Origin of the sequence: Pseudomonas sp. (assembly GCF_035277045.1) — a bacterium.
Lineage (GTDB): Bacteria > Pseudomonadota > Gammaproteobacteria > Pseudomonadales > Pseudomonadaceae > Aquipseudomonas.
Genome location: NZ_DATELE010000095.1, coordinates 23479 through 42636 on the forward strand (window position 1 = coordinate 23479; position 19158 = coordinate 42636).

Annotated in this window: 19 protein-coding genes and 1 riboswitch; of the genes, 14 read left to right on the top strand and 5 right to left on the bottom strand. The window is 66.3% G+C overall.

Going from position 1 to position 19158, the window contains the following annotated elements; translation table 11 throughout:
- Window positions 1–27 precede the first annotated feature (27 nt).
- Genes relA through VJS90_RS03875 form a run of 3 tightly spaced genes read left to right on the top strand, consistent with a single transcriptional unit; the run spans window position 28 to window position 3677 of the window.
- Complete coding sequence (gene relA, locus VJS90_RS03865) at window positions 28–2268, top strand: GTP diphosphokinase (RefSeq protein ID WP_324119294.1); 2241 nt, start codon at window positions 28–30, stop codon at window positions 2266–2268.
- Between the two features lie 2 nt (window positions 2269–2270).
- On the top strand, window positions 2271–3110 hold the full coding sequence (gene mazG, locus VJS90_RS03870; protein ID WP_324119296.1) for a nucleoside triphosphate pyrophosphohydrolase: 840 nt from the start codon (window positions 2271–2273) through the stop codon (window positions 3108–3110).
- Between the two features lie 27 nt (window positions 3111–3137).
- Window positions 3138–3677, top strand: coding sequence for a DUF2058 domain-containing protein (locus tag VJS90_RS03875; protein ID WP_324119299.1), 540 nt, complete (start codon window positions 3138–3140; stop codon window positions 3675–3677).
- A 45-nt stretch (window positions 3678–3722) separates the two neighbouring features.
- Here VJS90_RS03875 and VJS90_RS03880 read toward each other — a convergent pair whose 3' ends face one another.
- The 4 genes from VJS90_RS03880 to purM form a co-directional block, all read right to left on the bottom strand.
- The gene (locus VJS90_RS03880) at window positions 3723–3905 is read right to left on the bottom strand and encodes a hypothetical protein (RefSeq protein ID WP_324119302.1); all 183 of its coding nucleotides are present in this window, start codon (window positions 3903–3905) and stop codon (window positions 3723–3725) included.
- Between the two features lie 222 nt (window positions 3906–4127).
- Window positions 4128–4838, bottom strand: coding sequence for a DUF3108 domain-containing protein (locus tag VJS90_RS03885; RefSeq protein ID WP_324119304.1), 711 nt, complete (start codon window positions 4836–4838; stop codon window positions 4128–4130).
- Window positions 4839–4846: 8 nt separating this feature from the next.
- Entirely contained in the window at window positions 4847–5500 is a 654-nt protein-coding gene (gene purN, locus VJS90_RS03890) for a phosphoribosylglycinamide formyltransferase (protein WP_324119306.1), read from the bottom strand.
- Entirely contained in the window at window positions 5500–6558 is a 1059-nt protein-coding gene (gene purM, locus VJS90_RS03895) for a phosphoribosylformylglycinamidine cyclo-ligase (RefSeq protein ID WP_324119307.1), read from the bottom strand. Before purM ends, purN begins: the two co-directional genes overlap by 1 nt.
- A gap of 364 nt (window positions 6559–6922) precedes the next feature.
- On the opposite strand from purM, the gene VJS90_RS03900 reads away from it, so the two are divergent.
- The 5 genes from VJS90_RS03900 (at window position 6923) to VJS90_RS03920 (ending at window position 11378) form a co-directional block, all read left to right on the top strand.
- Window positions 6923–8002 (top strand): DUF2066 domain-containing protein, encoded by a 1080-nt coding sequence (locus tag VJS90_RS03900; RefSeq protein ID WP_324119308.1) that lies wholly within the window; start codon window positions 6923–6925, stop codon window positions 8000–8002.
- A gap of 12 nt (window positions 8003–8014) precedes the next feature.
- Window positions 8015–9088 carry an AI-2E family transporter gene (locus VJS90_RS03905; protein ID WP_324119310.1) on the top strand — a complete coding sequence of 358 codons (1074 nt, stop codon included), beginning with the start codon at window positions 8015–8017 and terminating at the stop codon, window positions 9086–9088.
- A 147-nt stretch (window positions 9089–9235) separates the two neighbouring features.
- A complete protein-coding gene (gene hda / locus VJS90_RS03910; RefSeq protein WP_324119312.1) occupies window positions 9236–9940 on the top strand; it encodes a DnaA regulatory inactivator Hda in 705 nt (234 codons plus the stop codon).
- A 129-nt stretch (window positions 9941–10069) separates the two neighbouring features.
- On the top strand, window positions 10070–10708 hold the full coding sequence (locus tag VJS90_RS03915) for a C40 family peptidase (protein ID WP_324119314.1): 639 nt from the start codon (window positions 10070–10072) through the stop codon (window positions 10706–10708).
- 136 nt (window positions 10709–10844) lie between these two features.
- Window positions 10845–11378, top strand: coding sequence for a C40 family peptidase (locus tag VJS90_RS03920; RefSeq protein ID WP_324119316.1), 534 nt, complete (start codon window positions 10845–10847; stop codon window positions 11376–11378).
- 87 nt (window positions 11379–11465) lie between these two features.
- On the opposite strand, the gene VJS90_RS03925 is transcribed toward VJS90_RS03920, so the two are convergent.
- Entirely contained in the window at window positions 11466–12779 is a 1314-nt protein-coding gene (locus VJS90_RS03925) for a sorbosone dehydrogenase family protein (RefSeq protein ID WP_324119317.1), read from the bottom strand.
- Window positions 12780–12902: 123 nt separating this feature from the next.
- Window positions 12903–13123, top strand: a riboswitch (cobalamin riboswitch).
- Between the two features lie 142 nt (window positions 13124–13265).
- Here VJS90_RS03925 and cobO point away from each other — a divergent pair.
- From cobO to VJS90_RS03955, 6 genes are read left to right on the top strand one after another with little or no spacing between them, the layout of a single operon-like run.
- On the top strand, window positions 13266–13877 hold the full coding sequence (gene cobO, locus VJS90_RS03930) for a cob(I)yrinic acid a,c-diamide adenosyltransferase (protein ID WP_324119319.1): 612 nt from the start codon (window positions 13266–13268) through the stop codon (window positions 13875–13877).
- Window positions 13874–15169, top strand: coding sequence for a cobyrinate a,c-diamide synthase (locus tag VJS90_RS03935; RefSeq protein ID WP_324119321.1), 1296 nt, complete (start codon window positions 13874–13876; stop codon window positions 15167–15169). The genes cobO and VJS90_RS03935 overlap by 4 nt, the downstream gene beginning before the upstream one ends.
- Window positions 15166–15816: a 5,6-dimethylbenzimidazole synthase gene (gene bluB, locus VJS90_RS03940; RefSeq protein WP_324119323.1), complete on the top strand. Its 651-nt coding sequence runs from the start codon at window positions 15166–15168 to the stop codon at window positions 15814–15816. The genes VJS90_RS03935 and bluB overlap by 4 nt, the downstream gene beginning before the upstream one ends.
- Window positions 15813–16721: an adenosylcobinamide-phosphate synthase CbiB gene (gene cbiB / locus VJS90_RS03945; protein WP_324119325.1), complete on the top strand. Its 909-nt coding sequence runs from the start codon at window positions 15813–15815 to the stop codon at window positions 16719–16721. The genes bluB and cbiB overlap by 4 nt, the downstream gene beginning before the upstream one ends.
- Window positions 16714–17706 carry a threonine-phosphate decarboxylase CobD gene (gene cobD / locus VJS90_RS03950; protein WP_324119327.1) on the top strand — a complete coding sequence of 331 codons (993 nt, stop codon included), beginning with the start codon at window positions 16714–16716 and terminating at the stop codon, window positions 17704–17706. Before cbiB ends, cobD begins: the two co-directional genes overlap by 8 nt.
- Window positions 17703–19157 carry a cobyric acid synthase gene (locus VJS90_RS03955; protein ID WP_324119329.1) on the top strand — a complete coding sequence of 485 codons (1455 nt, stop codon included), beginning with the start codon at window positions 17703–17705 and terminating at the stop codon, window positions 19155–19157. Before cobD ends, VJS90_RS03955 begins: the two co-directional genes overlap by 4 nt.
- The last annotated feature ends 1 nt before the right edge of the window (window position 19158 follow it).

Genomic DNA, 19158 nt, shown 5'->3' on the forward strand with positions numbered 1-19158 from the left:
TGCGCTGTATGGAAAGGTAGGTAAAAGATGGTACAGGTGAGAGTGCACCAGCCGGTCAACCACGACGGCAGTATCAATCTCGAGGCATGGCTGGATCATGTGGTAAGCGTCGACCTGGCGCTGGACCGCGAGGCGCTCAAGGCGGCTTGCGAGTTCGCCCAGGACGTCGAGAAAAAAGGCAATCCGGCCAAGCATTCCTGGGCCGATGGCACGTCGAGCTTCCAGGCAGGCCTGGAAATCGCCGAAATCCTGGCCGACCTCAAGCTCGACCAGGATTCCTTGGTGGCGGCGGTCATCTACCGCGCCGTGCGCGAGGGCAAGGTGACCCTGGCCGACGTCGGCCAGCGTTTCGGGCCGGTGGTGTCCAAGCTGATCGACGGCGTGCTGCGCATGGCGGCCATCAGTGCCAGCCTCAGCCCGCGCCAGTCGCTGGTGCTCGGCTCGCAGGCGCAGGTCGAGAACCTGCGCAAGATGCTCGTGGCCATGGTCGACGACGTGCGCGTCGCGCTGATCAAGCTGGCCGAGCGCACCTGCGCGATCCGTGCGGTCAAGGGCGCCGATGACGAGAAGCGCCTGCGCGTCGCCCGCGAGGTGTTCGACATCTATGCGCCGCTTGCCCACCGCCTGGGCATCGGCCACATCAAGTGGGAGCTGGAAGACCTGTCCTTCCGCTACCTGGAGCCCGAGCAGTACAAGCAGATCGCCAAGCTGCTGCACGAGCGGCGGCTCGACCGCGAGCGCTTCATCAGCGACGTGATGAACCAGCTGCAGAACGAGCTGCTGGCCACCGGCGTCAACGCCGACATCAGTGGCCGGGCAAAACATATCTATTCGATCTGGCGCAAGATGCAGCGCAAGGGTCTGGAATTCAGCCAGATCTACGACGTGCGCGCCGTGCGCGTGCTGGTGCCGGAAATGCGCGACTGCTACACCGCGTTGGGCATCGTCCACACGCTGTGGCGGCATATTCCCAAGGAGTTCGACGACTACATCGCCAACCCCAAGGAAAACGGCTACCGCTCGCTGCACACCGCGGTGATCGGCCCGGAGGGCAAGGTGCTCGAGGTGCAGATCCGCACCCACGCCATGCACGAGGAAGCCGAGCTGGGCGTCTGCGCCCACTGGCGCTACAAGGGCACCGACGTCAAGCAGAGCTCCAACCACTACGAAGAGAAGATCTCCTGGTTGCGCCAGGTGCTTGAGTGGCACGAGGAGCTGGGCGACATCGGCGGCCTGGCCGAGCAGTTACGGGTCGACATCGAGCCTGACCGGGTCTATGTGTTCACCCCCGACGGCCACGCCATCGACCTGCCCAAGGGCGCCACGCCGCTGGACTTCGCCTACCGCGTGCACACCGAGATCGGCCACAACTGCCGTGGCGCCAAGATCAACGGGCGCATCGTGCCGCTCAACTACAGCCTGCAGACCGGCGAGCAGGTCGAGATCATCACCAGCAAGCACGGCAACCCGAGCCGCGACTGGCTGAACAGCAACCTGGGCTACGTCACCACCTCGCGGGCGCGGGCCAAGATCGTCCACTGGTTCAAGCTGCAGGCCCGCGACCAGAACGTCGCCGCCGGCAAGACCCTGCTCGAGCGTGAGCTGAGCCGCCTGGGCCTGCCGCAGGTCGACTTCGAACGCCTGTCCGAGAAGGCCAACGTCAAGACGGCCGAAGACATGTTCGCCGCCCTCGGTGCCGGCGACCTGCGCCTGGCGCACCTGGTCAACGCCGCGCAGCAGCTGCTCGAGCCCGATCGCCGGGAAGAGATCGAACTGGTGCCGCGCAAGGCCACCGGCTACAAGCCCGGCAAGCGCGGCGACATCCAGATCCAGGGGGTCGGCAACCTGCTGACGCAGATGGCCGGCTGCTGCCAGCCATTGCCCGGCGATGCCATCGTCGGCTACATCACCCAGGGGCGCGGCGTGACCATCCACCGCCAGGACTGCGCCTCGGTGCTGCAGCTGGCGGGCCGCGAGCCTGAGCGGATCATCCAGGTCAGCTGGGGGCCGGTGCCGGTGCAGACCTACCCGGTCGACATCATCATCCGGGCCTACGACCGCCCGGGCTTGCTGCGCGATGTCTCCCAGGTGCTGCTCAACGAGCGGATCAACGTGCTGGCGGTGAACACCCGCTCGAACAAGGAAGACAACACCGCGCTGATGTCGCTGACCATCGAAATCCCTGGGCTGGATGCGCTCGGCCGCCTGCTGGGCCGGATCTCGCAGCTGCCGAACATCATCGAGACACGGCGTAACCGGACCCCTTGAGCATGCCCACGACCTATACCCTGGACGACCTGCTGCACCTCATGGCCCGCCTGCGCGATCCGCGTCACGGCTGCCCGTGGGACCTCAGGCAGGACTACGCGAGCATCGTCCCGCACACCCTCGAAGAGGCCTATGAAGTTGCCGACACCATCGAGCGCGGCGATTTCGGGCACCTGCAGGGCGAGCTGGGCGACCTGCTGTTCCAGGTGGTGTACTACAGCCAGCTGGCGCGTGAAGACGGGCGTTTCGAGTTTGCCGGGGTGGTCGATGCCATCACCCGCAAGCTGGTGCGCCGCCATCCCCACGTGTTCCCGACCGGGGATCTTCACGCCCCGCTTGATACACCGAGCCTGAGCGAGGCCGAGGTCAAGCAGCGCTGGGAAGAGATCAAGGCCCAGGAGCGCGCCGAGAAAAGCGTGCCCGAGCAACTGTCGCTGCTCGACGACGTGCCGGCGGCCCTGCCGGCGTTGTCACGTTCGGCGAAGTTGCAGAAGCGCGCGGCGCAGGTAGGTTTCGACTGGCCCGATCCCCTGCCGGTGCTCGATAAAGTCCGCGAAGAGCTGGACGAGGTGCTTCAGGCCATGGCCGACGGCGACCCGAAAGCCCTCGAGGACGAAGTGGGCGACCTGCTGTTCGCCACCGTCAACCTGGCCCGCCACCTCAAGCTTGACCCCGAGAATGCCCTGCGTGGCGCCAACCGCAAGTTCGAGCGGCGTTTCCGCTTTATCGAACAGGCCTTGCGCGACCTCGCCCGTCCCATCGAAGATTGCACCCTTGAAGACCTGGATGCCCTGTGGGGCGAAGCCAAACGTCAGGAAAAGAACCTGCCCAGCTGCGGCTGAGCTGATGCATAAGTGAGTGAGTAATCCATGAGCCTTTCCCTTCGCGACCAATTGCTCAAGGCCGGTCTGGTCAATCAGAAACAGGTCAAGCAGGTCAACAAAACCGAGAAGAAACAAAAGCGGCTGGAGCAAAAAGGCCAGGTCGAGGTCGATGACAGCCAGCAACGCCAGGCCAAGGAAGCCATGGCCGACAAGGCCAGGCGCGACCAGGAGCTGAATCGCCAGCAGCAGGAGAAGGCCGAGCAGAAGGCCCGCGCCGCGCAGGTCAAGCAGTTGATCGAAGTGTCGCGTCTGCCCAAGCTGACGACCGAGGACTACTACAACTTCGTCGATGACAAGAAGGTCAAGCGCATCGCCGTCAACGCCCTGATGCGCAGCAAGCTGTCCAGCGGCTCGCTGGCGATCGTCGCCCATGGCGGCGGCTACGAAGTGATCCCGCGTGAAGCCGCGGTGAAGATCCAGGAGCGCGCGCCCGAGCGCATCCTGCTCCTCAACACCCAGGTCGAGGAGCCGGACGCCGATGACCCGTACGCGGCGTACGTGATCCCTGACGATCTGATGTGGTAAAGACCGAAAACCCCGCCTAGGCGGGGTTTTTCGTGTATGCGGGGTCTATTGCGTGGTGCGCTGGTTCTCCAGCACTTCCAGTTCGCTGCGGTACTGCTCGGCCTCGTGCTCATTGTGGAACATCCCGACCAGCTGGCCCTGCTGGTGGACATCCCAGATCCGCACGCCAGCGGCCAGGCCTTCGTGGGACAGTTTCGATTCGTCGCGTTCGGTTACTTGAACAGTCATCGGCAAACTCCACTCTTGGTTGGCTGCGACAGAGTGTCGCAGGTCTTCTTTATAGAGTTTGTTAGCTGCCTAAGTAAATAAACACAGCATGAAACATTTTTCATGAAGGGCCGAGTCGATAGAAGCTGGATCCCTGTGGTGCGCAAGCAGAAAGGGCGTTCCTGCAAAAGAAAACCCCGCACCAGGCGGGGTTTTCAGTTGAGGCGAAACAGGCGTGAAGCCTCAGTTCCCCTTCACCGACTTCCCATCAACCGTACCATCCTGCAGCACGATCACGTACTCCTTGCCATCGGTCTCGACCTGCCGCAATTGCACCAGCAGGTAATCCCACTCCTTGGCAAACCACAGCTCGGTGATGCGCTTGCTCTGGCTCGGGTCGCGCACGCGCTCGACCTTCACCGCATCGACCTGGCCGGTCTTGGTGGCAACCTTCTCGGTGCCCAGCACGCGGAAGTCGTAGGTGTCGATCTCGTCACCGTCGACCACCTGGTAGGTCATGCTCTTCTTGCCCGCCGCCACGTCATGCTGCAGCGCGAGCTGGTAGGACGACTTGTCGAGCACGCCACGGTTCAGTGGCAGGCTGACCGCGTCGCCACGGTCGCTGCCGGTGACCTTCTTGCTGGTCCAGTCGAAGTCCAGGTCGACTTTCTTGGCCTTGCCCAGGCCGCCACGCTGGAAGTGATAGCTCTGCGGCAGCAGGGTGTCGTTCTCCATGCGCAGCGTGCTTTGTTCGGTCAGGCTGGCAATCATCATCGAAGCCTTGAAGTTCAGGCTCCAGGTACCGTTGGCGTTCTTCTCCAGGCTGCGCTCGGCAGTACCGCTCATGGGCAGTTGCTTCCAGTCGGCGGTGTAGCTGGCCGAGAAAGGCTTCAGTTCAGCTGCCTGGAGAGGCAGGGCGAGTACGGCGAGAGCCAAGAGCAGGGCGCGACGCATAATATCTCCTAGGGTCGAATCAAGTGACCGCTGGCCGCCAGCGGCTGGCCATCCAGTAATGCACCATGGGCGCCCAGACGCAAGCGTCCTTCGGCGAACCAGCGCACCGCCAGCGGATAGATCTGGTGTTCCTGGCCATGAACCCGCTGGGCCAGGCTCTGCGCAGTATCATCCGGGGCTACCGGCACCACAGCCTGTACGACCAGAGGGCCGCCATCGAGTTCCTCGGTGACGAAATGCACGCTGCAGCCATGCTCGGCGTCACCGGCTTCCAGTGCCCGGCGGTGGGTGTGCAGGCCTTTGTACAGCGGCAGCAACGACGGGTGGATATTGAGCAGGCGGCCCTGGTAATGGCGGACGAAGCCCGCGCTCAGGATACGCATGAACCCGGCCAGCACCACCAGGTCGGCCCCGAAGCCGTCGATCACCTGCATCAGCGCGGCATCGAAGGCCTCGCGGCCCTCGTAGCCACCGTGATCGAGCACGGCGGTGTCGATACCGGCGGCCTCGGCGCGCTGCAGGCCGTAGGCATCGGCGCGGTTGGACACCACCGCGCGGATGCGTACCGGGCTGCCCTCGGCCAGGCTGCTGTCGATCAGGGCTTGCAGGTTGCTGCCGGAACCCGACAGCAGTACCACCACATCACAGGACGTGCTTGGCATCAGTGCGCCTTGACGTTCTTCAGCTCGACCTGGGCCGCGCCTTCGGCGGCGACGCCGATCTGGCCGATCACCCATGGCTGCTCGCCCGCTTCGCGCAGCACGTTCAGGGCGGTTTCGACCTGGTCCTGGGCCACGCAGACGACCATGCCAACGCCGCAGTTCAGCACGCGGTGCATCTCGTGCTCGTCGACGTTGCCCTGCTGCTGCAGCCAGTCGAAGACGGCCGGACGGTTCCAGCTGGCGACATCGACCACGGCCTGGGCGCCTTTTGGCAGCACGCGCGGGATGTTGTCGAGCAGGCCGCCACCGGTGATATGGGCCATGGCCTTGACCGCGCCGGTGTCCTTGATCAGCTTGAGCAGAGGCTTGACGTAGATGCGCGTCGGCGCCATCAGCAGCTCGGTCAGCGGGGTGCCGTCCAGCTCGATGGTTTCGATGTCGGCGCCGGACACTTCGATGATCTTGCGGATCAGCGAGTAGCCGTTGGAGTGCGGGCCGGAAGACGGCAGGGCGATCAGGGCGTCACCGGTCGCGACCTTGGAGCCGTCGATGATCTCGGCCTTTTCCACGACGCCGACGCAGAAGCCGGCCAGGTCGTAGTCTTCGCCTTCGTACATGCCTGGCATTTCAGCGGTTTCGCCGCCGACCAGCGAGCAGCCGGCCAGTTCGCAACCGGCGCCGATGCCGGTGACCACGGTCGCGGCAACGTCGACGTTGAGCTTGCCGGTGGCGTAGTAGTCGAGGAAGAACAGCGGCTCGGCACCGCAGACCACCAGGTCGTTGACGCACATGGCGACCAGGTCCTGGCCGATGCTGTCATGCTTGTTCAGGTTCAGCGCCAGGCGCAGCTTGGTGCCGACGCCGTCGGTGCCCGAGACCAGCACCGGCTGCTTGTAGCCGGCCGGGATCTCGCAGAGGGCGCCGAAGCCGCCCAGGCCGCCCATGACTTCCGGGCGCGCCGTGCGCTTGGCGACGCCTTTGATGCGTTCGACCAATGCTTCACCGGCGTCGATGTCTACACCGGCGTCCTTGTAGCTCAGGGAGGGTTGCTTGCTCATGATCCAGGCCTTTAGGAGGGAGGGATTCGTGGAATCGACCGCAACGGTCAAGGCCGGATACCAGGGTGCGGCTGCCTGAACGTCGCTGGTCTGCGAAGGCGCGCGATTTTATCAGGGTTGCCGTGCAGCGGCCATCCTTGAGCCGACGGGCTGGGCGTTGTTTGCGGAAAAAACAGCGAAAAAACAGCGTCTGGCCGCGCGCGGCTGGTTGCCTTGCCAGAGGCTGTATAAGGTATAGGAACGGCGGTGGGATGTTACCTTGTGCGCAAACGGGTCATCCGGCCGTGAGTGTTTTTCTTCACCTTGCGGTCACATCAGCTGTTTCGGCGCCCGGCGCCCTTGGTTATCTGGACAGGAATCCCTCATGCGTTTTTTCAATTACCTGGCGGTTGGTTGTCTGGCCCTGGTCGGCTTCGCGGCGCAGGCCGAGACGGTCTCTGGCCTTTATCAGGTGCGCGAGCCGGTCGTGGGCGAGGGCGCCGAGGCGCGCGCCCAGGCGACCGGCAAGGCCCTCGAGACCCTGGTGCAGCGCCTGACCGGCGACGCCAAGGCCGTGCAGAGTCCGGCCCTGGCGGGTTTGCGCAAGGACCCGCAGCAGATCATCAGCCAGTTCGGCTTCGAAGCCGGCCCGCCGGAAACCGTGCTGGTCGAGTTCGACCCGGGCAGCACCGAGCGCGCCTTGCGCAAGGCCGGCCTGGCGTTGTGGGGCAGCAATCGGCCATCGATCCTGGGCTGGTGGCTGAACGACAGCGTCGAGGGCAGCAGCCTGGTGGGTGACGGGCACAGTGGTGCCGGCGCGCTGCGGCGTGCGGCCCAGCACCGTGGCCTGCCGCTGCGCCTGCCCCTGGCCGACCTGCAGGAACAGCTGGTGGCCAACGGCAAGCAGCTCGAAAGCAAGGACCCAGCCCCCCTGCGCGAAGCCTCCACACGCTACAACGCCGATGCCCTGCTGGCCGTGCATGCCAGCGAGGCGGACGGCAAATGGCAGGGCAAGTGGCAGCTGTGGCTGGGCGACCAGCGCGAGCAGGGCACGGCCGAAGGCGCCGACCAGGCCGCCCTGGCCGATGCGGTGATGCTGGCGGTGAGCACTCGCCTGGCGCCGCGCTTCGTCGCCCGTCCCGGTGCCAGCGGTGACCTGCAGGTGCAAGTCGAGGGCATGAACCTGGCTCGCTACGCGGAACTGGGCCGCGTGCTGGAACCCTATGGCGCGCGTCTGCAGCAGGCCGATGGCGGCACCCTGGTCTACAAGGTCACCGGCAATGCCGACCAGCTGCGCGCGCAACTGGGCCTGGCCAAGCTGCAGGAAGTGCCTGCCGAACAGGCCCCTGCCGTGCCACCGGCCCCAGCGCCGTCCACGCCAGCGGCCACAGGCACGACAGGCGAAGCGGCGCAGACGCCCGCGCCCACCCCCAAGCCGTTCGACGGCTTGCGGTTTCGCTGGTAAGGGGCGTCGTCGATGACTGATATGCGTCGTTGGGCGTGGCTGGGCGTTGCCTTGCTGATCGCCGTGCTGCTGTACCTGCTGCATGGCATTCTGTCGCCGTTCCTGATCGGCATCCTTCTGGCGTACCTCGCCGACCCGCTGGTCGATCGCCTGGAGCGCATGGGGCTGTCGCGTACGTGGGGCGTGGTGGTGGTCTTCAGCCTGTTCACGCTGATTTTCCTGGCATTGCTGCTGGTGCTGATCCCCATGCTCGCCAAACAGCTGCTGCGCCTGTACGAACTGGCGCCGCAGATGCTCGACTGGCTGCAGCACGTGGCCCTGCCCTGGGTGCAGACGCGCCTGGGCCTGGCCGATGGCTTCTGGAAGTTCGACAAGATCAAGGCCGCCATCGGCGCGCACATGGGCCAGACCACCGACATCGTCGGCATCATTCTGTCCCAGGCGACCGCCTCGAGCCTGGCGCTGATCGGCTGGCTGGCCAACCTGGTGCTGATCCCGGTGGTCGGCTTCTACCTGCTGCGCGACTGGGACCTGATGATGGCGAAGCTGCGCAGCCTGCTGCCGCGCCAGCGCGAGGAGCAGGTGGTCGGGCTGGCGGGGGAGTGCCATGAAGTGCTGGGCGCCTTCTTGCGAGGGCAATTGATGGTGATGCTCGCCCTTGGCCTGATCTACTCGGCCGGGCTGATGCTGGCCGGGCTGGAGCTGGGCCTGCTGATCGGCCTGCTCGCGGGGCTTGCCGCCATCGTGCCCTACATGGGCTTCATCATCGGCATCGGCGCGGCGATCATCGCCGGGCTGTTCCAGTTCGGCGGCGACCCGTACCCCTTGCTCGCCATCGTGGCCGTGTTCATGGTCGGCCAGGCGCTTGAGGGCATGGTGCTGACGCCGCTGCTGGTGGGCGATCGCATCGGCCTGCATCCGGTGGCGGTGATCTTCGCCATCCTGGCCGGAGGCGAGCTGTTCGGCTTCACAGGCGTGCTGCTGGCACTGCCGGTGGCGGCGGTGATCATGGTGTTGCTGCGCCACGTGCATGACCTCTATAAAGAGTCGGACCTGTACGCTGGCGATGCGGATCCTCGGCTGTAGCCCCGCCGGTCGTCGTCACAAGCGCGCAAGCCCTTGATTTCGCTTGCGCTCTTGTGCACGCCGATTGTGCGACCGGCACGGCAGGTATAGACTTTGCACACTCTTCACCAAAGGCCCCCTGTGGATCATCCCGACCGCCCAGCCAGCATGAAACCCATCCAGTTGCCACTGGGTGTGCGTCTGCGCGATGACGCCACCTTCATCAACTACTATCCGGGCGCCAATGCCGCTGCATTGGGCTACGTAGAGCGGCTTTGCGAAGCCGACGCTGGCTGGACCGAGAGCCTCATCTACCTGTGGGGCAAGCAGGGTGTGGGCCGCTCCCACCTGCTCCAGGCTGCCTGCCAGCGCTTCCAGCAGATGGGCGAGCCGGCGGTGTACCTGCCCTTGGCGCAATTGCTCGACCGCGGCGTCGAGCTGCTCGATTACCTCGAACAGTACGAACTGGTCTGCCTTGACGACCTGCACGTGATCGCGGGCAAGCCGGACTGGGAGGAGGCCATGTTCCACCTGTTCAACCGCCTGCGCGACAGCGGCCGCCGGCTGTTGATCGCCGCGTCCAGTTCTCCGCGCGAGCTTCCCGTGAAGTTGCCGGACCTCAAGTCGCGCCTGACCCTGGCGCTGATTTTCCAGATGCGCGGCCTGTCGGATGAAGACAAGCTGCGCGCCCTGCAACTGCGCGCCTCGCGCCGCGGACTGCACCTCACCGATGAGGTGGGGCATTTCATCCTCACCCGGGGCACCCGGAGCATGAGCGCGTTGTTCGACCTGCTCGAACGCCTCGACCAGGCCTCGTTGCAGGCCCAGCGCAAGCTTACGATCCCCTTCCTGAAAGAGACCTTGGGCTGGTAAAAAGCCCGAAAAGGTCTGGCCAGAGCCTTCAAATTCAAAAGTCACAAAAAAATCGATTAAATTTGCAAATCGATTCGATAGTAGGCATAGTCGCGCCCTTCCAAAGACTTTTCCGACACGGTCGTGCCCATGCTAAAGCGCTTCGCACCCCTCGTGCCCCTCGCACTTGTGACACTGCTGTTTGGCTGCGCGGCCCAAGGCCCGGTATCCCAGCCCCAGGCGCCAGAACCTGTTGCAATCCAGTCGCCCGTCAAGGCCAAGCCATCGGCCTCCTCGGTGTTCGGCGAAGAAGACCTGCTCAACGAAGACGAGAGCGATGTGTTCTCCAGCAACAGCAAGCCGTATGCGCTTCCTGTACTGGCCGACAGCATCCTTGAACGTGGCATGTCGCTGATCGGCACCCGCTATCGCTTCGGTGGTACCTCGGAACAATCCGGCTTCGATTGCAGCGGTTTCATTGGCTATCTGTTCCGTGAGGAAGCCGGCGTCAAGCTGCCGCGCTCGACCCGCGAGATGATCAAGGTCGATGCCCCGCTGGTGGCGCGCAACAAGCTCAAGCCCGGCGACCTGCTGTTCTTCAGCACCAACGGCCGTGGCCGTGTCAGCCATGCGGGCATCTACCTGGGTGACAACCAGTTCATCCACTCCAGCAGCCGCCGCAGCGGTGGCGTGCGCATCGACAACCTCGGTGACCGCTACTGGAGCAAGACCTTCATCGAGGCAAAGCGTGCCCTGGCCATGGCGCCGACCAATCTCGCACGCAACTGATCGCACACCTCGCAGGTCCAACACGGCGGCGTAGCTAAAAAAGCTCGCCGCCGTGCGTATTTACGCATAGCGTCTAATCTGGTTTCTCAACTCTTTTCGACTGCGGTCGACCGGTTACAGACAGGATGTTCTGACCATGGCGATGATGGCGCGCTTGGCTCTTCTTTCCCTGCTGGCACTCCTGGGTGCCTGCTCAAGTCACGTCCCTGCGCCGGCCCCGATCGCTGCGCCGGTGGTCAGGTACAGCCAGCCCTCGTTCTCGCCGGTGGCTGAAGATGTGCTGTTCAGGGCCATCGGGCTGGTTGGCACGCCCTACCGGTGGGGCGGCAACACGCCCGACTCAGGGTTCGATTGCAGCGGGTTGATTGGCTACGTGTACCGCGATGCCGCCGGCATCAGCCTGCCGCGCACGACCCGCGAAATGATTGGCGTGCGCGCGCCGGATATCGACATCCAGTCGCTGCAGTCTGGCGATCTGGTGTTCTTTGCGACCAACGGCGGGTCGACCGTGAGCCATGCCGGAATCTACGTAGGGGAAGGGCGCTTCGTGCACGCCCCGTCCACGGGCGGGACAGTGCGGCTGGACTACCTGTCGAACAGTTACTGGCACAAGGCGTACCTGCAGGCGAAGCGGATCATTCCCGCAGGTAACCTGGCGATCAATCCGTAGGCCAATCGACCCCCTGCCTGCATCGCAGGCAGGGTCCACATGAAGTCCCGTCAACCTACAGTCAGCCCTGGCTACAAAGGTTTTTAGTCACTTAGCCTTCGTCACCCGCCACACCACATTCCCCACATCATCCGCCACCAGTACCCCGTCGCGCTGGTCGTTCACCACCCCGACCGGCCGCCCCATGGCCTTGTCATCCTCATTCAGAAAACCGCTGAGCAAGTCCACGGGCTTGCCCGACGGCTTGCCATCCGCCCCGAACGGCACGAACACCACCTTGTAGCCACTGTGCGGATCACGGTTCCAGGACCCGTGCTGGCCAATGAACGCACCGCGCCCGAAAGGCGCCGGCAACACGCCGTCCTTGGCGAACGCCAGCCCCAGCGACGCGGTGTGCGGGCCGACCGCGTAGTCCGGCACGATCGCCTTGGCGACCATCTCTGGCGCCTGCGGCTGCACCCGCGCGTCGACATGCTGGCCGTAGTAGCTGTAAGGCCAGCCATAGAAGCCGCCGTCCTTGACCGAGGTGATGTAGTCGGGCACCAGGTCGCTGCCAATCTCGTCGCGCTCGTTGACCGCCGTCCACAACGCGCCCGTGGCCGGTTCCCAGTCCAGCCCGTTGGGGTTGCGCAGGCCCGAGGCGAAGATCCGGTGCTGGCCGGTGGCACGGTCGACCTCCCAGATGGCGGCGCGGCCTTGCTCCTGCTCCAGCCCGTTTTCCGCCACGTTGCTGTTGGAGCCGACGGTGACGTAGAGCTTCTTGCCGTCGCGGCTGGCGATGACGTTCTTGGTCCAGTGATGGTTGAGCGTGCCGCCTGGCAGGTCGACCACCTTGGCGGGGTTCTGCACCTGCGTGGCGCCGGGCGCGTAGTGGAAGCGCAGCAGGCGATCGGTGTCGGCGACATAGAAGTCACTGCCAACCAGCGTCATGCCGAACGGCGAATTGAGCCCATCGATGAAGGTGGTGCGCACCTCGGCGACGCCATCGCGGTCGGCGTCACGCAGCAAGGTGATGCGGTTGGGGCTGGGCACGCCCGCGCCAGCACGCTTCATCACCTTTTTCATGACCCAGCCGCGGATGCCCTTGTCGTCATCCGGCTTGGGCGGGGCGTTGGTTTCGGCGACCAGCACGTCGCCATTGGGCAGCACATAGAGCCAGCGCGGGTGATCGAGGTTGCCGGCGAACGCGGCCACCTGGGTGCCCGGCGCGGCCTGCGGCTTGGCACCTGGCGGCCAGCCCACCGCCGGGGCGATGTTGACGGTGGGCATGAGGGTCTTGTTCGGCTCGGGCAGCTTGGGCGACGGGCCGAAGCCTTCGTCGACCTGCAGCCGGGCGGTCTCGCCGCAACCGCCCAGGCCGGTGGCCAGGGCCAGCACGATCGCTACGCGTATCCTGTCCATGTTCGACATCCTCGCAAGGTGGTCATCAGTATTCAGAACGATAGCCCCATGGGAGGTTCAGCGTGTCCCGTCCGAAGGCAGATCGGGCCAGGTTCGATTGACGCTCCCGGTGCAACCCTCTAACCTTCGCGGCGTGTTTCAGGTGCTCTGCGGGCGAAGGCTCGGCAGGGTGAAACTGGGAAGCCGGTGAGCGCGATCGATGCGTGATTCCGGCGCTGCCCCCGCAACGGTAAGCGAGTCAAGGCCGCGCATGGCCACTGGGTCTGATCACCCGGGAAGGCGCGTGGCACAAGGCCCTGAGCCTGCTCGCAAGCCCGGAGACCGGCCTGTTACAGCCAACGGCATCACGGAGGGTGATGCGCGGAGCACCGTGGCCCACGCCTCGGCCCTGCGCGTTTTCCGTATGCCTGCCTATTTATCTGTCGTCGCCTGGTGCCCGCCAGCGCGCGCCCGTTCGTGGCGCCCGACAGTCTGCGGAGAACTTCGATGAGCGAATCCACCGAGCGTGACGAACGCCACCTGGCGCGCATGCAGCGCAAGAAGGCAGTGATCGACGAGCGTATCGCCAGCGCCCCCAATGAATGCGGCCTGCTGCTGGTGCTGACCGGCAACGGCAAGGGCAAGAGCAGCTCGGCCTTCGGCATGCTCGCGCGCGCCATGGGCCACGGCATGCAGTGTGGCGTGGTGCAATTCATCAAGGGCCGCAACAGCACCGGCGAAGAGCTGTTCTACCGGCGCTTCCCCGAGCAGGTGCGCTACCACGTGATGGGCGAGGGCTTTACCTGGGAAACCCAGGACCGCCAGCGCGACATCGCCGCCGCCGAAGCGGCCTGGGCCGTGTCGCGGCAGATGCTGCAAGACCCCGGCATCGGCTTCGTGGTGCTGGACGAGCTCAACATCGCCCTCAAGCACGGCTACCTCGACCTCGACCAGGTGCTGTCCGACCTGCAGGCGCGTCCACCGATGCAGCACGTGATCGTCACCGGCCGCGGCGCCAAGCCCGAGCTGATCGACCTTGCCGACACCGTCACCGAGATGGGCGTCATCAAGCACGCCTTCCAGGCAGGTATCCGCGCGCAGAAGGGCGTCGAGCTATGAGCCAGGCCCGGCATTGTCCGGCGGTGCTGATCGCGGCACCGGCTTCAGGCCAGGGCAAGACCACGGTCACCGCCGCCCTGGCGCGCCTGCACCGCAACCTCGGCCGCAAGGTGCGGGTGTTCAAGTGCGGGCCGGATTTCCTCGACCCGATGATTCTCGAGCGCGCCAGCGGCGCGCCGGTGTACCAGCTCGACATGTGGATGATCGGCGAGCAGGAAAGCCGCCGGTTGCTCTGGGAAGCGGCGCTCGATGCCGACCTGATCCTGATCGAAGGGGTCATGGGCCTGTTCGACGGCACCCCGTCGAGCGCGGACCTCGCCCGGCACTTTGGTGTGCCGGTGCTGGCGGTGATCGACGGTACGGCCATGGCCCAGACCTTTGGCGCCTTGGCCCTGGGCCTGGCGCGCTACCAGGCCGACCTGCCGTTCGCGGGCGTGCTGGCCAACCGGGTCGGTACCCTGCGCCACGCGCAACTGCTCGAAGGCAGCCTGACCGAGGGGCTGCGCTGGTATGGCGGTCTGTCGCGCGGCAGCGATATCGAGCTGCCCAGCCGGCACCTCGGGCTGGTCCAGGCGAGCGAGCTGAATGACCTGGACGCGCGCCTCGATGCCGCCGCCCAGGCGCTGGGCGAAAGCTGCGATGCCGCCTTGCCGCCGCCTGTCACCTTTGCCGAGCCGGATGCCGTGACGGTCGAACCGCTGCTCGAAGGCGTGCGCATCGGCGTGGCCCGTGACGAGGCCTTCGCGTTCATCTACGGTGCCAACCTCGACCTGCTGCGGGCCATGGGCGCCGAGCTGGTGTTCTTCTCGCCCGTGCACGACGCGCACCTGCCCGACGTCGACAGCCTTTATCTGCCAGGCGGCTATCCCGAGCTGCACCATCAGGTCCTGGCCAGCAATATCCCCATGCTCACGGCCATCCGTGGCCACCATGCCCAGGGCAAGCCGCTGCTCGCCGAGTGCGGCGGCATGCTGTACCTGCTCGACGCGCTGACCGACGTGGCGGGGGAAAAGGCCGAGCTGCTGGGCCTGCTACCGGGAGAGGCCGTCATGCAGAAGCGCCTCGCCGCCCTGGCGCTGCAAGACGTCGCCTTGCCTGAAGGCAACCTGCGCGGGCACACCTACCATCATTCCCTGACCAGTACCGTGCTCGAGCCGATTGCCCGCGGCCACAGCCCCAATGGCGGGCGTGGCGCCGAGGCGGTCTATCGTCGTGGCCGGCTGACGGCGTCGTACGTGCACTTCTATTTCCCGTCCAACCCCCACGCGGCGGCGGCGCTGCTGCGGCCATGAGCGAGCAGGCCTTCAACGACGCCGAGCGTGCAGCGGTCTACCGCGCCATTGGCGAGCGCCGCGACATGCGTCATTTCATCGGGGGCGAGGTGGCCCCCGAGCTGCTGGGAAGACTGCTGGGCGCGGCGCACCAGGCGCCCAGCGTCGGGCTGATGCAGCCCTGGCGCTTCATTCGTATCAGCGACCGGGCCTTGCGCGGGCAGATCCAGGCGCTGGTGGAGGAAGAGCGGGTACGCACGGCGCATGCGCTGGGCGAGCGCTCCGACGACTTCATGCGGCTCAAGGTCGAAGGCATCGGTGACTGCGCCGAGGTGCTGGTGGCGGCCTTGATGGACCAGCGAGAACCCCACATCTTTGGCCGGCGCACCCTCCCGGAAATGGACCTCGCGTCGTTGTCGTGCGCTATCCAGAATCTCTGGCTGGCGGCGCGCGCCGAGGGACTGGGCATGGGCTGGGTATCGCTGTTCGAGCCGCAGGCCCTGGCCGCGTTGTTGCACATGCCCGCGGGCGCCAAGCCGATGGCGGTGCTGTGCCTGGGCCCGGTCGAGGCGTTCTACCCGGCGCCGATGCTGGTGCTCGAAGGCTGGGCGCAGGAGCGGCCACTGAGCGAGATGCTGTTTGAAAACCAATGGGGGAGTGGACAATGAGCATGGCCTTGCTGACCGTGGCCGGCGTGGCCCTGGACGCGTTGCTGGGCGAGCCGCAGCGGCGTCATCCGCTGGTGGCCTTCGGGCGCCTGGCCTCGCGCCTTGAACAGCGCCTGAATGCCGGTGGCCGGGGCTGGCGCAGTCACGGCGTCAGCGCCTGGTTCCTGGCCGTGGTGCCGCTGACGCTGGTGGCGATGATCCTGTCCTGGCTGCCCTATGTGGGCTGGCTGGTGGACATTCTCGCGCTGTACTGCGCGCTGGGCATGCGTAGCCTTGGCGAGCACGTGCTGCCAGTGGCCGAGGCCCTGCGCCGTGGCGACCTGGCGCAGGCGCGCCAGCGCGTGGGCTACCTGGTAAGCCGCGAAACCCGCGAGCTGGACGAGCCCGCCGTCGCGCGCGCGGCCACCGAATCGGTGCTGGAAAATGGCAGCGACGCGGTGTTCGCGGCGCTGTTCTGGTTCGCCGTGGCCGGCGCGCCTGGCGTGGTGCTGTACCGCCTGAGCAATACCCTGGATGCCATGTGGGGTTATCGCAACGAGCGCTTCGAGCGCTTCGGCTGGGCGGCGGCGCGTATCGACGATGTGCTCAACTATATTCCAGCCAGGCTGGTGGCGCTGACCTACGCGCTGCTGGGCAAGACTCGTCTGGCGCTGACCTGCTGGCGCCGCCAGGCCCCACTGTGGGACAGCCCCAACGCCGGCCCGGTGATGGCGGCGGGCGCTGGTGCCCTGGGCGTCGAACTCGGCGGCCCGGCGGTCTATCACGGTGAACTGCACGAACGTGCGCGCCTGGGCAAGGGCCCGATGGCCGATGCCGACGCCATCGAGCGTGGCTGGCAACTGGTGCGCAAGGGCGTGTGGTTGTGGTTGTTGCTGATCTGCCTGGGAGCGCAGTGGAATGCTTGAACACGGTGGACGTCTGCTGCGCGCGGTGCAGCACTACGGCATAGCCCGGGACCGCTGGCTGGACCTGTCCAGCGGCATCGCCCCGTGGCCGTATCCGATTCCTGAGATCCCCTTGCAGGCCTGGGCGCGCCTGCCCGAGACCGACGACGGCCTGGAGCAGGCCGCACGCCTTTATTACGGTGTGCGTCAGATCCTGCCGGTCGCCGGTTCCCAGGCGGCGATCCAGGCCTTGCCCCAGCTGCGCGAGCGCAGCGTGGTCGGCGTGCTTGCGCCGTGCTACGCCGAACACGCCGAGGCCTGGCAACGCGCCGGGCACGAGGTGCGCGAGCTTGACGAGGCGGCGCTCGACGCGGCGCTCGACAGCCTGGACGTGCTGGTGCTGGTCAACCCCAACAACCCCACCGGCCGCGTCGTACCGGGCGAACGTCTGCTGGCCTGGCATGCGCGCCTGGCCGCGCGTGGCGGCTGGCTGCTGGTGGACGAAGCCTTCATGGACAACACCCCGTCGCAAAGCATTGCCGCCCATGCCGGGCAGCCTGGCCTGATCGTCCTGCGCTCGTTCGGCAAGTTCTTCGGCCTGGCCGGCGTGCGCCTGGGCTTCGTGCTTGCCGAGCAGGTGCTGCTGGAGCGTCTGGCCGAGCTGCTCGGGCCCTGGACGATCAGCGGCCCGACGCGCGTGCTCGGGCAGGCCTGCCTGGGCGACGAGGATGCCCACCAGGCACAGATCCGCCGCTGCGCCCAGGCCAGCGAGCGCCTTGCCGCGCTGCTGGCCAGCACCGGCCTGATGCCGGCCGGTGGCTGTGACCTGTTCCAGTACGTGCGCAGCGAACGCGCGGCGCGACTGCATGATTTCCTGGCCCGGCGCGGCATCCTCGTGCGCCTGTTCAGCACCCCGGCGGCCCTGCGCTTTGGTTTGCCCGAGCACGATGCCGACCTGGAGCGCCTGCGCCAGGCCCTGAACGACTACCGCAAGGAGCCCGCATGACCACCCTGATGGTGCAAGGCACCACCTCCGATGCCGGCAAGAGCACCCTGGTGACCGCGCTGTGCCGCTGGCTGCTGCGCCAGGGCATCGCCGTGGCACCGTTCAAGCCCCAGAACATGGCGCTCAACAGCGCCGTCACCGCCGACGGCGGCGAAATCGGCCGCGCCCAGGCGGTGCAGGCCCAGGCCTGCCGGCTGGCGCCGCACACCGACATGAACCCGGTGCTGCTCAAGCCCAACAGCGACACCGGCGCCCAGGTCATCGTGCATGGCCGCGCGGTCACCTGCATGAACGCCGTGGCCTACCACGACTACAAGGCCATCGCCATGCAGGCCGTGCTCGCATCGCACCAGCGCCTGGGCGAGCAGTACCCGGTGGTGGTGGTCGAGGGCGCAGGCTCTCCAGCCGAGATCAACCTGCGGGCTGGCGACATCGCCAACATGGGCTTTGCCGAGGCCGTCGACTGCCCGGTGATCCTGGTGGCCGACATCAACCGGGGTGGGGTCTTCGCCCATCTGGTCGGTACCCTCGAACTGTTGTCGCCGAGCGAGCAGGCGCGGGTCAAAGGTTTTGTCATCAATCGTTTTCGTGGCGACATCGCCCTGCTGCAGCCTGGCCTGGACTGGCTTGAGGCGCGCACCGGCAAGCCGGTGCTGGGCGTGCTTCCGTTTGTCACCGACCTGCACCTGGAAGCCGAGGATGGCATCGACCAGCGCCAGGGCGCCAAGCACGCTCGCGCCCTCAAGGTGATCGTCCCGGTGCTGCCGCGCATCAGCAACCACACCGACTTCGACCCGTTGCGCCTGCACCCGCAGGTCGACCTGCAGTTCATCGGTCCTGGCCAGCCGATCCCGCCGGCCGACCTGATCATCCTGCCGGGCTCCAAGAGCGTGCGCGGCGACCTCGCGCAGCTGCGCGCGCGCGGCTGGGACAGCGCCATCGCCCGCCACCTGCGCTATGGCGGCAAAGTCATCGGGATCTGTGGCGGCCTGCAGATGCTGGGCCAGCAGGTGCACGATCCGCTGGGCCTGGAAGGCGCCGCAGGCTCGAGCCCTGGGTTGGGACTGCTCGACTACGGCACCGTGCTCGAAGCCGATAAACAGCTGCGAAACGTCGCTGGCACCCTGGAGCTCGAGCAGGCGCCGGTCACCGGCTATGAGATCCACGCGGGCGTCACCACCGGCCCGGCCCTTGAACGCCCCGCGCTGCAACTGGCCGACGGACGCTGCGACGGCGCGGTGAGCGCCGACGGGCAGGTGCTGGCCACCTACCTGCACGGCCTGTTCGAAGGGACCGCATCGTGCGCCGCGCTGTTGCGCTGGGCCGGGCTGGAGGCGGTCGAGCCCGTCGATTACCAGGCCCTGCGCGAACGTGACATCGAGCGCCTGGCCGACCTGGTCGAGCAGCACCTGGACACCACGGCCTTGCGCCGACTCTGTGGAATCGCCTGAC

What these genes read in the sequence shown, in the direction of transcription:
- VJS90_RS03920 (WP_324119316.1), top strand. Translation starts at nt 10,845, where the DNA reads ATGGCGATGATGGCGCGCTTGGCTCTTCTTTCCCTGCTGGCACTCCTG.
- hda (WP_324119312.1), top strand. Translation starts at nt 9,236, where the DNA reads ATGAAACCCATCCAGTTGCCACTGGGTGTGCGTCTGCGCGATGACGCC.
- mazG (WP_324119296.1), top strand. Translation starts at nt 2,271, where the DNA reads ATGCCCACGACCTATACCCTGGACGACCTGCTGCACCTCATGGCCCGC.
- VJS90_RS03905 (WP_324119310.1), top strand. Translation starts at nt 8,015, where the DNA reads ATGACTGATATGCGTCGTTGGGCGTGGCTGGGCGTTGCCTTGCTGATC.
- cobO (WP_324119319.1), top strand. Translation starts at nt 13,266, where the DNA reads ATGAGCGAATCCACCGAGCGTGACGAACGCCACCTGGCGCGCATGCAG.
- VJS90_RS03935 (WP_324119321.1), top strand. Translation starts at nt 13,874, where the DNA reads ATGAGCCAGGCCCGGCATTGTCCGGCGGTGCTGATCGCGGCACCGGCT.
- VJS90_RS03925 (WP_324119317.1), bottom strand. Translation starts at nt 12,779, where the DNA reads ATGGACAGGATACGCGTAGCGATCGTGCTGGCCCTGGCCACCGGCCTG.
- VJS90_RS03915 (WP_324119314.1), top strand. Translation starts at nt 10,070, where the DNA reads ATGCTAAAGCGCTTCGCACCCCTCGTGCCCCTCGCACTTGTGACACTG.
- VJS90_RS03885 (WP_324119304.1), bottom strand. Translation starts at nt 4,838, where the DNA reads ATGCGTCGCGCCCTGCTCTTGGCTCTCGCCGTACTCGCCCTGCCTCTC.
- VJS90_RS03880 (WP_324119302.1), bottom strand. Translation starts at nt 3,905, where the DNA reads ATGACTGTTCAAGTAACCGAACGCGACGAATCGAAACTGTCCCACGAA.
- VJS90_RS03955 (WP_324119329.1), top strand. Translation starts at nt 17,703, where the DNA reads ATGACCACCCTGATGGTGCAAGGCACCACCTCCGATGCCGGCAAGAGC.
- cbiB (WP_324119325.1), top strand. Translation starts at nt 15,813, where the DNA reads ATGAGCATGGCCTTGCTGACCGTGGCCGGCGTGGCCCTGGACGCGTTG.
- VJS90_RS03875 (WP_324119299.1), top strand. Translation starts at nt 3,138, where the DNA reads ATGAGCCTTTCCCTTCGCGACCAATTGCTCAAGGCCGGTCTGGTCAAT.
- VJS90_RS03900 (WP_324119308.1), top strand. Translation starts at nt 6,923, where the DNA reads ATGCGTTTTTTCAATTACCTGGCGGTTGGTTGTCTGGCCCTGGTCGGC.
- cobD (WP_324119327.1), top strand. Translation starts at nt 16,714, where the DNA reads ATGCTTGAACACGGTGGACGTCTGCTGCGCGCGGTGCAGCACTACGGC.
- bluB (WP_324119323.1), top strand. Translation starts at nt 15,166, where the DNA reads ATGAGCGAGCAGGCCTTCAACGACGCCGAGCGTGCAGCGGTCTACCGC.
- relA (WP_324119294.1), top strand. Translation starts at nt 28, where the DNA reads ATGGTACAGGTGAGAGTGCACCAGCCGGTCAACCACGACGGCAGTATC.
- purM (WP_324119307.1), bottom strand. Translation starts at nt 6,558, where the DNA reads ATGAGCAAGCAACCCTCCCTGAGCTACAAGGACGCCGGTGTAGACATC.
- purN (WP_324119306.1), bottom strand. Translation starts at nt 5,500, where the DNA reads ATGCCAAGCACGTCCTGTGATGTGGTGGTACTGCTGTCGGGTTCCGGC.